The sequence below is a fragment of the Rhizobium sp. MHM7A genome (genome assembly GCF_005862215.1).
Lineage (GTDB): Bacteria > Pseudomonadota > Alphaproteobacteria > Rhizobiales > Rhizobiaceae > Rhizobium > Rhizobium bangladeshense.
Map to the genome: position 1 here is coordinate 85,462 of NZ_VCHT01000014.1, position 14,728 is coordinate 100,189.

Sequence of the window (14,728 nt, forward strand, 5' to 3'; positions counted from 1 at the left end):
GTGCTCAGATACATTCTCTGGCGCATGGCCGCCATGGTGCCGACGCTCTTCGTCATTTCGGCGCTTGTTTTCACCATCATCGAGCTGCCGCCGGGAGACTTCTTCGAGAGCCAGATCGCGGAGCTGCGCGCTTCCGGCGAGACTGCCAACCTCCAGGAAATCGAGGAAATGCGGGAGCAATACGGCTTCGACAAGCCGGAGATCGTGCGCTACTTCTACTGGGTCGGCGGCATGCTGCACGGCGATTTCGGCTATTCCTTCGAATACCAGCTGCCGGTCTCGGACGTGGTCGGCGAACGGCTATGGCTGACGATCCTCGTCTCCTTCACGACGATCCTGCTCACCTGGCTGATCGCCTTTCCGATCGGCATCTATTCGGCGACGCACCAGTATAGCTGGAGCGATTACGGGCTGACCTTCCTCGGCCTGCTCGGCATCGCCATTCCGAACTTCATGCTGGCGCTGATCCTGATGTATTTCGCCAATGTCTGGTTCGGGCTGTCGATCGGCCATCTGATGGACCAGCAATATCTCAACCAGCCGATGAGCTGGGAAAAGGCGAAGTCGATCCTCGCCCATCTCTGGATCCCCGTCATCATCGTCGGCACGGCCGGTACGGCCGGCATGATCCGGCGGCTGCGGGCCAATCTTCTCGATGAGATGCAGAAGCAATATGTGACGACGGCTCGCGCCAAGGGACTGCATCCGATGCGGGCGCTGGTCAAATATCCACTGCGCATGGCGCTCAATTTCTTCATCGCCGATATCGGCTCGATCCTGCCATCGATCATCTCGGGGGCCGAGATCGTCGCGATCGTTCTATCGCTGGAGACGACCGGGCCGATGCTGATCAAGGCGCTGCAGAGCCAGGACATGTATCTCGCCGGCTCCTTCCTGATGTTCCTCGCCTTCCTCAACGTTATCGGCGTGCTGATCTCCGACATCGCCCTCGGCTTCCTCGATCCCCGCATCCGTCTGCAAGGCAGGAGCACCAAATAATGTCGCCCCTTCCCGCACCCGGCGCGCCGCTGCCGCACTACGTCTCCACCGCTCCGTTCGATCCGCATGCGACCGAAACCATGACGGCGGCGCGATCGCGCATCCATCTCGCCTCACAGAAGCAGCTGATGTGGTGGAAATTCAAGCAGCATAGGCTCGCCTTGATCTCCGGCATCTTTCTCGCGGCAATCTACCTGATGATCATGATCGTCGAGTTCCTGGCGCCGTATGGCCTGCACACCCGCAACGTCGATTTCATCCATGCGCCGCCGCAGCGCGTCCATTTCTTCGACAAAGGCGAGTTCGTCGGTCCCTTCGTCTACGGCCGCAGCATGACGCTCGATCTCGACACGCTGCACCGCGTCTATACCGACAGGCCGAACGACGTGCAGCCGATCCGCTTCTTTTGCCGCGGTGATTCCTATAATTTCTGGGGTCTCGTCGCCTCGAACTATCATCTCGTCTGTCCGGCGATCGGCGGCCAGATGTTCCTGCTCGGCACCGACCGGCTCGGCCGCGACGTGCTGTCGCGCATCCTCTACGGCGCGCGGATATCGCTGACGATCGGCCTGATCGGCATCGCGATCAGCTTCGTGCTCGGCGTCGTCATCGGCGGCCTTGCCGGCTACTGGGGCGGCATTTTCGATCTCATCGTCCAGCGCCTGATCGAAGTGCTGCAATCGCTGCCGAGCCTGCCGCTATGGATGGCGCTGGCCGCCATCATGCCGGTAACCTGGAGCCCGATCGTCATCTATTTCGGCATAACGGTCATCCTCGGCATCATCGACTGGACCGGACTGGCGCGGGCGGTGCGCTCCAAGCTCCTGGCGCTGCGCGAGGAAGATTACGTGCAGGCCGCGCAGCTGATGGGCGCCAGCACGCCCCGCATCATCGGCCGCCATCTCGTGCCCGGCTTCATGTCGCACCTGATCGCTTCCGCGACGATTTCGATCCCCGGCATGATCCTCGGCGAGACTGCGCTTTCCTTCCTCGGCCTCGGTCTTCGTCCGCCGATCACCAGCTGGGGCATTCTGCTGACGGAGGCAAAAAGCGTCAGCGTCATCGCCTTCTATCCTTGGCTGCTCTTTCCGATCATTCCTGTTGTTCTTGTCATTTTGGCGTTCAACTTTCTGGGAGACGGCTTGCGCGATGCGGCAGATCCCTACAAATAGCAGGAAGCTCGGCGGCGCCTTCCGGCACCGCCCCCGCCTCTTGGCCTCCGGACGGTGGGGGTACTAATTCATGTTGTTCACCCCGGAGGGGACACCCATGGCCAGACGTCTCGAAGATGCTCGCATCCTCATGTACAGCCACGACACCTTCGGCCTCGGCCATCTCAGGCGCTGTCGCACCATCGCCCATGCGCTGGTCGAGGATTATCGCGGCCTCAATATCCTGATCATTTCGGGTGCGACGATCGCCGGCGCCTTCGACTACCGCGCCCGCGTCGATTTTGTGAAGATCCCCAGTGTCATCAAGCTGCGCAACGGCGAATATACATCGCTTGCCAGCCATATCGACCTGCACGAGACGCTGAAGATGCGCGAATCGAGCATCCGTCACACGGCCGAGACCTTCCAGCCGGATATCTTCATCGTCGACAAGGAGCCGATGGGTTTGAAGGGCGAGGTCGAGGATACGCTCGCCTATCTCAAGGCGCGCGGCACAGTACTGGTTCTTGGGCTGCGCGAGATCATGGACGCGCCGCATCTGCTCGAGGCTGAGTGGAAGAAGAACAGCGTCATGCAGAAGATCGACCAGTACTACGATAGCGTCTGGGTCTACGGTCCGCCTGACTTCTACGATCCGCTTATTGGTCTCGACGTGCCGGCCAGCCTGCGCCGGAAGATGGACTTCGTCGGTTTCCTGCAGCGCAGCGTCTCAAAAGGCAAGAGCTCGGTCAACGCCCGCAAGGACAATTACCTGCTCGTCACGACAGGCGGCGGCGGCGACGGTTCCGATCTCGTCCATGACGTCATGAACGCCTATGAGGCCGACCCCATGCTGACGCAAAAGGCGCTGGTCGTGCTCGGTCCCTATATGCCGGCCGCCGAGCGCGTCAAGCTGGTGCAGAAGGGTGAAGCCATTCCCTATATCGAGGTGATCGAGTTCGACAATCACATGGAGGAACTGATCGCCGGCGCCACCGGCGTCGTCGCCATGGGCGGCTACAACACCTATTGCGAGATCCTCTCCTTCGACAAGCCGGCTCTGATCGTGCCGCGCGTCAAGCCGCGCGAGGAACAGTTGCTGCGCGCGAAGCGGGCAAGTGAGCTCGGCCTCGTCGACATGCTGCTGCCGGAAGAATCGGCCGATCCCAGGATCATAGCCGAGGCACTGAAACGCCTGCCTTTCCGCCTGCCGCCGTCGAAAAGCGGCAGCAACATGCATCTCGAAGGGCTGGACCACATCTCGCAGACCGTCGGCCGGTGGCTCGACGGCCGCGGCAGCCATCTTTCCCTCGTCGGCGCGGAATAGGGCACAGCCTTGCCACCACGCCGCAAGATGCTCGTCGTGCTGAAAGGCTATCCCCGCCTATCGGAAACCTTTATCGCTCAGGAGCTGCTCGGCCTCGAAAGGGCCGGCTTCGACCTGACGCTGATTTCCATGCGCCGGCCGACCGACAAGAAGCGCCATCCCGTGCATGACGAGATCAAGGCGCGCGTCGTCTATCTGCCTGAATATCTGCACGAGGAGCCGATCCGCGTTCTGAAAGGCATGGCCGCCGGCTTGGGTAAACCTGGCTTCAAGGTGCTGATGAAACGCTTCTGGGCCGACCTCAAGCGCGATCTCTCCCGCAACCGTTTCCGCCGCCTCGGCCAGGCCCTGGTGCTGGCGCGCGAATGGCCGGATGGGGGCGAATGGCTGCATGCCCATTTCATCCATACGCCGGCCTCGGTAACGGAATATACGAGCATCCTGACGGGCACGCCCTGGACCTGTTCGGCGCATGCCAAGGACATATGGACGTCTCCCGACTGGGAGCTGAACGAGAAGCTGAAGAGCGCCCGCTGGACCGTCACCTGCACCCGGACCGGCTATGAGCACATGCGCATGCTGACATCGCGCAAGGACGCCGTGTACTTGAGCTATCACGGCCTCGATCTCGCCCGCTTCGGCCATTTTTCCGGTGCGCATTCCGCCCGCACCGGGAGCGACCCCGACAACCCGGCCTTCATCCTCAGCGTCGGCCGCGCCGTCGAGAAGAAGGGCTACGACGTCTTGTTGCGGGCGCTGGCGCTGCTGCCCGCCGACCTGCATTGGCGCATGGAGCATATCGGCGGCGGCGACGAGCTTGCCAGACTGAAGGCGCTAGCCACCGAACTCGGCCTCTCCGGCCGCGTCGTCTGGAAGGGCGCCATGGCCCAGGAAGACGTGCTCGATCACTACCGCCGCGCCGATCTCTTCGCGCTGGCCTGCCGCATCGCCGCCAACGGCGACCGCGACGGCTTGCCGAACGTGTTGGTCGAGGCCTCGAGCCAGCGCCTCATCTGCGTCTCGACCGCCGTGTCCGGTGTGCCGGAACTGCTGACGGATGGCGAAAACGGCCTCGTCGTGCCGCCGGAGGATCCGGCGATGCTTGCGAAAGCCCTGGAGGCGGCGATCCGAGACCCGGCGCTGCGCCAGCGCCTCGGTGACGCTGCCGAGAGACGGGTGCGCGAGAATTTCGACTATCATTCCAGCATCAGACAGCTCACCGGCCTGTTCGAGGCCGAATGGCAGAGGGCGTCATGACGGCACCGCGCATCTTCTTCTACGTCCAGCACCTGCTCGGCATAGGCCACATCGCCCGCGCCAGCCGCATCGCCAACGCTCTTGTCAAGGACGGTTTCGATGTCACCGTCGTGACCGGCGGCCTGCCCGTGCCGGGCTTTCCCGGCGAGGGTGTCAAAACAGTGGCCTTGCCGGCGGTCGTCGCCAGCAATGCAGGTTTCTCCGGCCTCGCCGATGCCGATGGCCGGCCGGCCGGCGAGGAATTTCTCGCTGCCCGCCGGCAATTGCTGCTCGACGCCTTCCGTGCCGCAAGACCCGATATCGTCATCATCGAGGCCTTCCCCTTTGGCCGACGGCAGATGCGCTTCGAACTCCTGCCCTTGCTTGCGGCAATCGAGAAGGCCGAACCACGGCCGAAGCTCGCAAGTTCAGTGCGCGACATCCTGCAGGAAAACCGCAAGGCCGGCCGCGACGCCGAAACAGTCGCCCTGGTCAAGGATCATTTCGACGTCGTTCTCGTTCACGGCGACCCCGCCTTCGTCAGGCTCGAGGATACTTTTCCGCTGACGGCGGAGATTGCCGACAGGCTACGCTATACCGGCCTAGTCGCTCCGCCGCCGGCGCCAGACCCGGCGGAGACCTTCGACATCATCGCTTCGGCCGGCGGCGGCGCGGTCGGCGCCGAGCTGATCGGCGCGGCGAAAGAGGCGGCAGCTCTCCTGCCGGGCGATCTTCGCTGGCTGCTGATCTCTGGCCCCAATCTGCCGGAAGACGATTTCGCCGCACTGTCGCGAAACATGCCTCCAAACGTGACGCTTGCGCGCTTCCGCAAGGACTTTCCTTCGCTCTTGCGGGGAGCCAGGGTGTCGATCTCGCAGGCCGGCTACAACACCGTCGGCGACCTTCTGCGCACCAAGTGCCGGGCGATCCTCATCCCCTTCGTCGCCGGCGGCGAGACCGAACAGACGGTGCGCGCCGAACGGCTGCAGGCCCTTGGTCTTGCCGATATCCTGCCGGAAGAAGGGCTGACCTCCGTCCATGTGAAAGAGGCGGTTGAAAGGGCGCTCGCGGCCCCTCGACAAGGGCCGGTCCCGCTCGATCTCGACGGGGCGGAGAAAACGGCCGCCATCATTCGCTCCATGATTGCCGAATCGCTCGCCCAATTCAAAAATCCTGTGATATAAGCAGAGTTCCGGCGAGAATCGGCCTTTCTGCAGCCGGTCCCTTCGCCTTGTTTTCATTGCGATAACGGCGGTCCGGCTGCATGGTCCTGTTCTCAACAATTCCTCCCGTCCCCGCGTCCGGATCGCGCCTTCGGAATTTCCCAGCAAGCTGACGGTTAGCCATGGAAAAGAGCCTCGCCCGCTACATCTGGAAGAACACGCGGCTGCAGCAGCTGTGGATCCTGGCCGTCGTCGCGGCCTCGATGATCCCCTATTTCCTGTCCTTCGACCTGCCGAAGCAGATCGTCAACGGACCGATCCAGGGTGATGGTTTCGAGGGACCGGGCGCAACCCAGAAATTCATGCACATCGCCTATGACATTCCGCTGATCGGCCATGTCGAATTTTTTCAAGGGGTGGAGCTCAACCGTTTCCAGATGCTGATGGCCCTCAGCCTGGTGTTCCTGGCACTGGTGGTGCTGAACGGTCTCTTCAAATTCTACATCAACACCTATAAGGGGCGGCTCGGCGAACGCATGCTGCGCCGCATCCGCTTCGAGCTGATCGACCGGGTGCTGCGCTTCCCGCCTGCCCATTTCAAGCGGGTGAAATCGGCCGAGATCGCCACGATGATCAAGGACGAGGTGGAGCCGATGGGCGGCTTCACCGGCGACGCCTTCGTCTCGCCCGCCCTGCTCGGCGGCCAGGCGATCACCGCGCTCGCCTTCATCATCGTGCAGAATTTCTGGCTCGGCATGATCGCCGCCGGCATCGTCGGCGTCCAGGCGGTCGTTATTCCCCGCATGCGCAAGCGCCTGCTGGAGCTCGGCCGCCAGCGGCAGCTGACGGCGCGTGAGCTTTCCGGCCGCGTCGGCGAAATCGTCGAGGGCATAGGCACGATCCACGGCAACGACACATCGAACCTCGAACGCGCCGATATCGCCTGGCGGCTCGGCCGCATCTTCTCAATCCGTTATGACCTTTATCAATGGAAGTTCCTGGTGAAGTTCATCAACAACTTCCTTGCCCAGGTCACACCCTTCCTGTTCTACGCGATCGGCGGTTATCTCGCGCTGCAGGGCCGGCTCGACATCGGCCAGCTCGTCGCCGTCATATCGGCCTACAAGGACCTGCCCGGGCCGCTCAAGGAACTGATCGACTGGGACCAGATGCGCCAGGACGTGCAGGTGAAATACCAGCAGGTCTACGAGCAGTTCAATGTGGAGCCCTTGATCGACAGCCGCATCCAGGAATTGGCGACCGCACCCGTAGGCACACTGACCAGCGCGCTCGTCGTCACCAACCTGACACTCTCCGACGACAGCGGCGCCCGTCTCGTCGACCACGTCTCCGTCGAAATCAAGCCGAACGAAACGGTTGCGATCGTCGGTCCCAACGGCAGCGGCGCCGAAGCCTTCGCCGAGGCGCTCGGCCGGATGATCTGGCCTGACTCCGGCCGCATCACCATCGACGGACGCGACCTGCTCGAGCTGCCGGAATCGATTACCGGCCGCCGCATCTCTTATGCCTCGGCCGACACCTTCTTCTTCCATGGCACGCTTGCCAGCAATCTGCTCTACGGCCTCAAGCACGCGCCGATGATCGACGCCGTCTACGACGAGAAGGAAGCGCAGGAATACAAATGGCACTCCGCCGAGGCGGTGAAGGCCGGCAACCCGACGCTCGACCTCAACAGCGATTGGGTGGATTACAAGGCGGCCGGCGCCAACGGGCCGGATGATCTCCTGAAAGCGATCCGGCCGGTGCTCGACGCCGTCCAGATTTCACAGGATATCCTCGACCTGGCGCTGCGCTCGAACGTCAATACCGACGTGCACGTAGCGGTCAGCGACCACGTCGTGGCGCTGCGCGCCTCGCTGCGCGACCGGCTGCGCGACGAGGGTCTCGACGGCATCGTCGTGCCTTTCGACTTCGACGCCTACAACGCCCAGGCGACGGTCGGTGAGAACCTGCTCTTCGGAACGATGAAGCGGCCGCTGATGACCAACCGCCGGCTTGCCGCCCATCCCTATTTCCAGCAGCTCTTCCGCGAGACGGGCCTCAGCACCGATCTCTACGCCATGGGCCTTGAGATCGCCGAGAACGCCGTCGAACTCTTCCACGACCTGCCACCGGACCACCCTTTCTTCCAGCAGCTGACCTTCATGACGGCGGACGACATTCCGACCTATCAGGCTCTCTTGCAGAAGCTCCAGAGCCGCCGCTTCGAGGACGCCACACCCGAGGAGCGCTCCGCCATCATCCGGCTGAGCTTCGCCTATATCGAGCCGCGCCACCGCTTCGGCCTGCTGACCAATGAGCTGATGGACAAGATCGTTAGCGCGCGCAAGCAGTTCCACGCGCATATCCCTGCCGATCTCGCCGAGCTGATCGAGCGCTACGACGCCGAGCGCTTCACGCCGTCGGCCAGCCTGATGGACAATGTGCTCTTCGGCCGCATAGCCTATCAGCAGGCCGATGCCTCCGACCGCATCCGCGCCATCATGGGCGAGCTCTTCGACGCGCTCGACCTATATGACGATGTCCTGTCCATCGGTCTCGAATTCGACGTCGGCTCCGGCGGCAAGCGGCTGACCATGGTGCAGCGACAGAAGCTGAACCTTGCCCGCGCGCTTCTGAAGCGCTCGGATTATTTCGTCTTCAACCGGCCGCTGTCGGCACTCGATCAGCGCGTTCAGGATCAAATCACCCGCAACATCATCGAAGACCTGCACAAGGAAGGCCAGCGCCCGGCGATCATCTGGGTGCTTTCGAATGCGCGGCTCGCCGAGATGTTCGACCGAATCCTGCTCTTCGACCGCGGTGGGCTGGCGGAAGCCGGAAACTATCCGGAACTTTCCGAGAAAAACGGTATGTTCAAGGAACTGTTATCGTAATATTCTATGGGGGCGGCGATGGTAGGCGTTCCCGGGGGAACGCCCGGAATTGAAGGCGCCTGGTTCCAAGAACCCTGCGTCAGGGGATTGAAACGCTCATGCTGTTGAGAGACGAAGTCGAAATGCTGCGCCGGGTGCCGATCTTTTCGAGGATTGCGCCAGCGAAACTCAAGCTTTTGGCCTTCACCTCCGACCGCATGACCTACAAGGCGGGTCAGGATCTCTTCCACCAGGGCGATGTCGGCGACGCCGCCTATGTCATTCTTTCCGGCAGCGCCGATATCATCGTCTCCTCGCCGGCAGGCGAGATCAAGGTCGCCGACGTCGAGCTGAATTCCATTGTCGGCGAAATCGCCATTCTCTGCGATGTCTCGCGCACGGCAACGGTGCGCGCCACCTCGCCGCTCGAGGTGCTGCGCATCAGCAAGGAGCACTTCCTGAAGCTGCTCAGCGACTTCCCGGAAATGGCCGTGGAAATCATGCGCGTGCTCGCCGACCGCCTGAACCACACGACGGCGGAGCTGACCGCGGCGCGGGCGGCCAAGCAGCCGCAGATGGCGCAGTAAGATTTCGGCGGCCATTGCTGGGCGACGTGCAGGAGACGGAGTATCTCCACTCATCTTTTCTTTTACGCAAGATGAGCCTCGGTTACCTTCAGCCTTAAGCCGCTGCGTCATCTCTCCTCGACGAGTTCATGCGGAATCCAGACGGCGTCGGGATCGTCGGCTTCCCGAGTCGCTTCCCTGACCTGTTCGCGGAACTACTTGTCATATTCCGCCGCCCCGTGGATGCGGCGCAGAGCTGCGGCCCGATCCGGACGCGATGCCCTCTCAGGAACGTTCAGCCGCATCGACATCGAGCTGTGAGATGCCGACATCCTGAGGTTAGAAACCAGGGTATCCATGCGCTTGGACACCCGTGCCTGCCGGCCCTCGCGAAAGATTGAGGGACGGAGACGGTGCGGCATGTCCCTTCTCCCCGCGCGCGGGGAGAAGGTGGCGGCAGCCAAAGGGGCTGCGTCCTTGGCGCAGGCCCGAGTGTTCAACTATTCCCGCTGTTCCAGTGCCTTGCTGAAGGCGAGCGCTGCCAGGGTGCAGACGGCGCCGGACAGCAGGTAGTAGCCGACGAAGGTCAGGCCGAAGCGGCTGGAGAGGCTGAGCGCCACCAGCGGCGCGAAGCCGGCGCCGACCAGCCAGGCAAGGTCTGAGGTGAAGGCGGCACCGGTATAGCGGTAGCCGCGGCCGAAGCGCGACGAGATCGAGCCTGTCGCCTGGCCGAAAGACAGGCCGAGCACGCCGAAGCCGATGATGACGAATGCGTCGTGGCCGTTATTGCCCGATGCGATCAGGATCGGCCCGATGAAGCTGAAGACGGCGATGATGACGGCGCAGATGGCAAGCTGGGCACGGCGCCCAATGCGGTCGGCGATCAGGCCGGAGGCGATGATGGCGAGGACGCCGACCATGGCGCCGATCACCTGCACCACCATGAAGGTGCCGATCGGCTGGTTGCCGTAAAGGCTCATCCAGCCGAGCGGGAAGATCGTGACCAGGTGGAACATGGCGAAACTGGCGAGCGGTACGAAGGCGCCGATCAGGATGTCGCGGCCGTGAACGCGCAGCACCTCGAGGATCGGTGCTGCCTCGAGCTCATGCTGCTCCAGGAGTGTGCCGAACTCCTTGGTCATGACCAGGCGCAGACGCGCAAACAGCGCCACGACGTTGATCGCGAAGGCGACGAAGAAGGGGTAGCGCCAGCCCCAGGAGAGGAAATCCTCGCTGGAAAGATTGGCGACGAAATAACCGAAGAGCGTGCTTGCCAGCGCAAAGCCGATCGGCGCGCCGAGCTGCGGGATCATCGCATACCAGCCGCGGTGATTGGGCGGCGCGTTGAGCGCCAGCAGCGATGCCAGGCCGTCCCAGGCGCCGCCGAGCGCGAAACCCTGGCCGAGACGGAAGAGCGCCAGCAGGGCGATCGACCAGGCGCCGATCTCCGCGTAACCCGGCAGGAAAGCAATCGAAGCCGTGGAGCCGCCGAGCAGGAAGAGCGCGATCGTCAGCTTCGTGCCGCGCCCGTACATCCGGTCGATCGTCATGAAGACGACGGAACCGACGGGGCGGGCGAGAAAGGCGAGCGAGAAGATGGCGAAGGAATAGAGGGTCGCCGTCAGCCTGTCCGGCGCAAAGGGAAAGACGAGCTGCGGAAAGACCAGCACCGAGGCGAGGCCATAGACGAAGAAATCGAAGAATTCCGACATGCGACCGATCACCACGCCGATGGCGATGCTGCCCGGGGAAACCGGTTTGTCGTCGTGAATGCGCCGCGCGTCGCGTTCCAGCGACGATGACGACGGTCCGTAATGCGATGCTGTGGCCATGAAACGCCTCCCTCGTTAAGGCGCTTCCGGCACGGCGCCTCAACCTGATCTTGATCAAACCTGCAAGCTTATCAAGTCTATAAGATGCAAATAGTTCATCATCGCGGCGTAAATAGAGCCCGAATGGGCAAATTGCGTGATCCCTGCCGTGATTTTCCCGTGCAAAAGCTGGCCGGGACGGCTCTCGCGGATATATTGAGGGGACATGCGCGTGCAAAAAATCCTTCTTGATTTCATCCGGATTTCAAAGCGGTAGCGCAACATGATTTCTGCCGCACTGCGGCATCTTTGCTGCACTGCGACTTTCCGCCTCATGTCGCTATCGGGTTCAGTGCTTTAGTCGCGGATAAAACGAAACAACAAGAGCTTAGAGACGTGCAAAAACTCGTGAAGTTTTCCCGCCTTCTATCCGTCTTGCCGCTGCTTTTCCTGGCAGGATGCAACATGGTGGTCATGGCGCCATCCGGCGACATCGCCCTGCAACAGCGCGATCTCATCGTCATCTCGACGGTGCTGATGCTTTTGATCATCGTCCCGGTGATCTTCCTGACGCTGCTCTTCGCCTGGCGCTACCGCCGCTCCAACACGGCCGCCACCTACGCGCCGGAATGGCATCATTCGACCCGCCTCGAAATCGTCATCTGGGCGGCGCCGCTGGCGATCATCATTGCGCTCGGCGCCGTCACCTGGATTTCCACGCATAAGCTCGATCCCTACCGCCCGCTCGACCGGCTCGATGCGGAGCGCGCCATCCCGGCCGATGCCAAGCCGCTGACCGTCGAAGTTGTAGCGCTCGACTGGAAATGGCTGTTCTTCTATCCCGAGCTCGGCATTGCCACGGTCAATGAGATGGCAGCCCCCGTCGACACGCCGATCAATTTCAAGATCACCGCATCCTCGGTGATGAACTCCTTCTACATCCCCGCCCTTGCCGGCCAGATCTACGCCATGCCCGGCATGGAGACGAAGCTGCACGCCGTCATCAACCGGGAAGGCGAATATGAGGGCTTCTCCGCCAATTACAGCGGCGCCGGCTTCTCGCATATGCGCTTCAAGTTCCATGGCCTTACCAAAGAGGGCTTCGACGGCTGGGTGGGACAGGTGAAGCAGCAGGGCACGATGCTCAACCGTGACGCCTATCTGAAGCTCGAAAAGCCGAGCGAGAAGGAGCCGGTGCGCTACTATGCCAGCGCCGACGCCGACCTCTACAAGGCCATCCTCAATTTGTGCGCCACGCCGGGCAAAATGTGCATGAACGAGATGATGCACATCGACATGATGGGCGGCGCCGGCAAGGAAAGCGCGGAGAATCGCGAGAAGCTGCAATATGACAACCGCCACGCCGGCGAAGGCGTCGTCCAGCCGGGCGCAACCGTGCCGGCAACGGGCGTTCCGGCAAAGGCCGAGCCGCCGCGTAACTCAGGTGACGGCAGCATGCAGCACGACATGCAGCATGAGGGCCATTCCATGCCCGGCTCGGCCAACGGCACCGATCCGGCGCCGGCGCAGCTCAACAACAACAATTAACCTGGCGCTTTGCGTCGCAAGACATAATGAACGGGTTGTTCCATGTTTTCCAATCCTGACCTCCTGAAGTTCATCTTCGGCCGGTTGACACTAGACGCCATTCCCTATCACGATCCGATCCTGGTCGTGACCTTCATAGGCGTCGTCATTGGCGGTCTCGCCGTTCTCGGCGCCATCACCTATTTCAAGTTCTGGGGTCCGCTCTGGCGCGACTGGATCTGCAGTGTCGATCACAAGAAGATCGGCATCATGTATGTGATTCTGGCCGTCATCATGCTGTTGCGCGGCTTTTCCGACGCGATCCTGATGCGCGTCCAGCAGGCAATCGCCTTCAACGGTTCGGAGGGCTACCTGCCGCCGCACCATTACGACCAGATCTTCACCGCCCACGGCGTGATCATGATCTTCTTCGTGGCGATGCCCTTCGTCACCGGTCTGATGAACTTCGTGGTGCCGCTGCAGATCGGGGCGCGCGACGTCTCCTTCCCCTTCCTCAACAACTTTTCCTTCTGGATGACGACCGCCGGCGCGGTCATCATCATGCTGTCGCTGTTCATCGGCGAATTCGCCCAGACCGGCTGGCTCGCCTATCCGCCGCTATCGGGCGCCGCCTACAGTCCGGGCGTGGGCGTCGACTATTATATCTGGGGCCTGCAGGTGGCAGGTGTGGGAACGACGCTATCCGGCATCAACCTGATCGCCACCATCGTCAAGATGCGCGCCCCCGGCATGACCTTCATGAAGATGCCGGTCTTCACCTGGACGGCGCTCTGCACCAACGTGCTGATCGTCGCCTCCTTCCCGATCCTGACGGCAACGCTCGCCCTTCTGTCGCTCGACCGCTATGCCGGGACGAATTTCTTTACCAACGACCTCGGCGGCAATCCGATGATGTACATCAACCTCATCTGGATCTGGGGCCATCCGGAGGTCTATATCCTTGTGCTGCCGGCCTTCGGCATCTTCTCGGAAGTCGTCGCCACCTTCTCGGGAAAACGCCTTTTCGGCTACGCCTCGATGGTCTATGCGACCTGCGTCATCATGATCCTGTCCTACATTGTCTGGTTGCACCACTTCTTCACGATGGGATCGGGCGCCAGCGTAAACTCCTTCTTCGGCATCACCACGATGATCATCTCCATCCCCACGGGAGCGAAGATCTTCAACTGGCTCTTCACCATGTATCGCGGCCGTATCCGTTACGAGGTGCCGATGCTGTGGACGGTCGGCTTCATGGTGACATTCGTCATCGGCGGCATGACCGGCGTCATGCTCGCAGTGCCGCCGGCCGACTTTGTGCTGCACAATTCGCTGTTCCTCATCGCCCATTTCCACAATGTCATCATCGGCGGCGTTCTCTTCGGCATGTTCGCCGGCGTGAACTACTGGTTCCCGAAGGCCTTCGGCTTCAAGCTCGATCCCTTCTGGGGCAAGACCAGCTTCTGGTTTTGGCAGATCGGCTTCTGGTTCGCCTTCATGCCGCTCTACGTGCTCGGCCTGATGGGCGTCACCCGCCGCATGAGCCAGTTCGAGGACCCGTCGCTGCAGATCTGGTTCGTCATCGCCGCCTTCGGCGTCGGCCTCATCGCGCTCGGCATCGCCACCTTCCTGATCCAGATCGTCGTCAGTTTCATGAAGCGCGAGGAATTGCGCGATGACAGTGGCGATCCCTGGGACGGGCGGACGCTGGAATGGTCGACCTCCTCGCCGCCGCCGGACTACAACTTCGCCTTCACACCCGTCGTCCACGATCATGACAGCTGGTACGACATGAAAAGGCGCGGCTACGAACGCCCGCTCGGCGGCTTCAAGCCGATCCACATGCCGAAAAATACCGGCACCGGCGCCATTCTGTCGGCGATCAGCGTCGCCCTCGCCTTCGGTCTGATCTGGTACATGTGGTGGCTGGTCGTCGTCTCCGCCGTCGCGCTGCTCGTGGTGGCGATCGGCCATACGTTCAACTACAAGCGGGACTTCTACATTCCCGCCGATAAGGTGACCGAAACGGAAGGCAAGCGCACGGTGCTGCTTGCCGAGCAGGTGTAATGACC

11 protein-coding genes and 1 pseudogene are annotated in these 14,728 nt (G+C 62.1%); 9 read left to right on the top strand and 3 right to left on the bottom strand.

The genetic code is table 11. The features are described from left to right. From FFR93_RS31950 to FFR93_RS31980, 7 genes are all read left to right on the top strand, one after another. Positions 1-999, top strand: coding sequence for an ABC transporter permease (locus FFR93_RS31950; protein WP_064695601.1), 999 nt, complete (start codon positions 1-3; stop codon positions 997-999). Then, on the top strand, positions 999-2,171 hold the full coding sequence (locus FFR93_RS31955; protein WP_064707337.1) for an ABC transporter permease: 1,173 nt from the start codon (positions 999-1,001) through the stop codon (positions 2,169-2,171). The genes FFR93_RS31950 and FFR93_RS31955 overlap by 1 nt, the downstream gene beginning before the upstream one ends. Before the next feature lie 97 nt (positions 2,172-2,268). Beyond that, positions 2,269-3,477, top strand: coding sequence for a glycosyltransferase family protein (locus FFR93_RS31960; protein ID WP_138396159.1), 1,209 nt, complete (start codon positions 2,269-2,271; stop codon positions 3,475-3,477). A gap of 9 nt (positions 3,478-3,486) precedes the next feature. After that, on the top strand, positions 3,487-4,734 hold the full coding sequence (locus FFR93_RS31965) for a glycosyltransferase (protein ID WP_138396161.1): 1,248 nt from the start codon (positions 3,487-3,489) through the stop codon (positions 4,732-4,734). Then, positions 4,716-5,897 carry a glycosyltransferase gene (locus FFR93_RS31970; protein WP_246661387.1) on the top strand — a complete coding sequence of 394 codons (1,182 nt, stop codon included), beginning with the start codon at positions 4,716-4,718 and terminating at the stop codon, positions 5,895-5,897. The genes FFR93_RS31965 and FFR93_RS31970 overlap by 19 nt, the downstream gene beginning before the upstream one ends. A 161-nt stretch (positions 5,898-6,058) precedes the next feature. Then, the gene (locus FFR93_RS31975; RefSeq protein ID WP_064707340.1) at positions 6,059-8,773 is read left to right on the top strand and encodes an ABC transporter ATP-binding protein; all 2,715 of its coding nucleotides are present in this window, start codon (positions 6,059-6,061) and stop codon (positions 8,771-8,773) included. 98 nt (positions 8,774-8,871) lie between these two features. Further along, on the top strand, positions 8,872-9,339 hold the full coding sequence (locus tag FFR93_RS31980) for a cyclic nucleotide-binding domain-containing protein (RefSeq protein ID WP_004679746.1): 468 nt from the start codon (positions 8,872-8,874) through the stop codon (positions 9,337-9,339). Between the two features lie 107 nt (positions 9,340-9,446). Here FFR93_RS31980 and FFR93_RS31985 read toward each other — a convergent pair. The 3 genes and pseudogenes from FFR93_RS31985 to FFR93_RS31995 all read right to left on the bottom strand — a co-directional run. Next, positions 9,447-9,701, bottom strand: a pseudogene (locus FFR93_RS31985) (hypothetical protein); the annotation flags it as partial. A gap of 117 nt (positions 9,702-9,818) precedes the next feature. Continuing rightward, positions 9,819-11,150 carry an MFS transporter gene (locus tag FFR93_RS31990; RefSeq protein ID WP_064707341.1) on the bottom strand — a complete coding sequence of 444 codons (1,332 nt, stop codon included), beginning with the start codon at positions 11,148-11,150 and terminating at the stop codon, positions 9,819-9,821. 54 nt (positions 11,151-11,204) lie between these two features. After that, positions 11,205-11,465, bottom strand: coding sequence for a hypothetical protein (locus FFR93_RS31995; protein ID WP_138396164.1), 261 nt, complete (start codon positions 11,463-11,465; stop codon positions 11,205-11,207). Positions 11,466-11,525: 60 nt separating this feature from the next. On the opposite strand from FFR93_RS31995, the gene cyoA reads away from it, so the two are divergent. Both cyoA and cyoB read left to right on the top strand, forming a co-directional pair. Then, entirely contained in the window at positions 11,526-12,677 is a 1,152-nt protein-coding gene (gene cyoA / locus FFR93_RS32000) for a ubiquinol oxidase subunit II (protein ID WP_138396166.1), read from the top strand. A gap of 42 nt (positions 12,678-12,719) precedes the next feature. Further along, on the top strand, positions 12,720-14,723 hold the full coding sequence (gene cyoB, locus FFR93_RS32005; RefSeq protein ID WP_064713268.1) for a cytochrome o ubiquinol oxidase subunit I: 2,004 nt from the start codon (positions 12,720-12,722) through the stop codon (positions 14,721-14,723). The last annotated feature ends 5 nt before the right edge of the window (positions 14,724-14,728 follow it).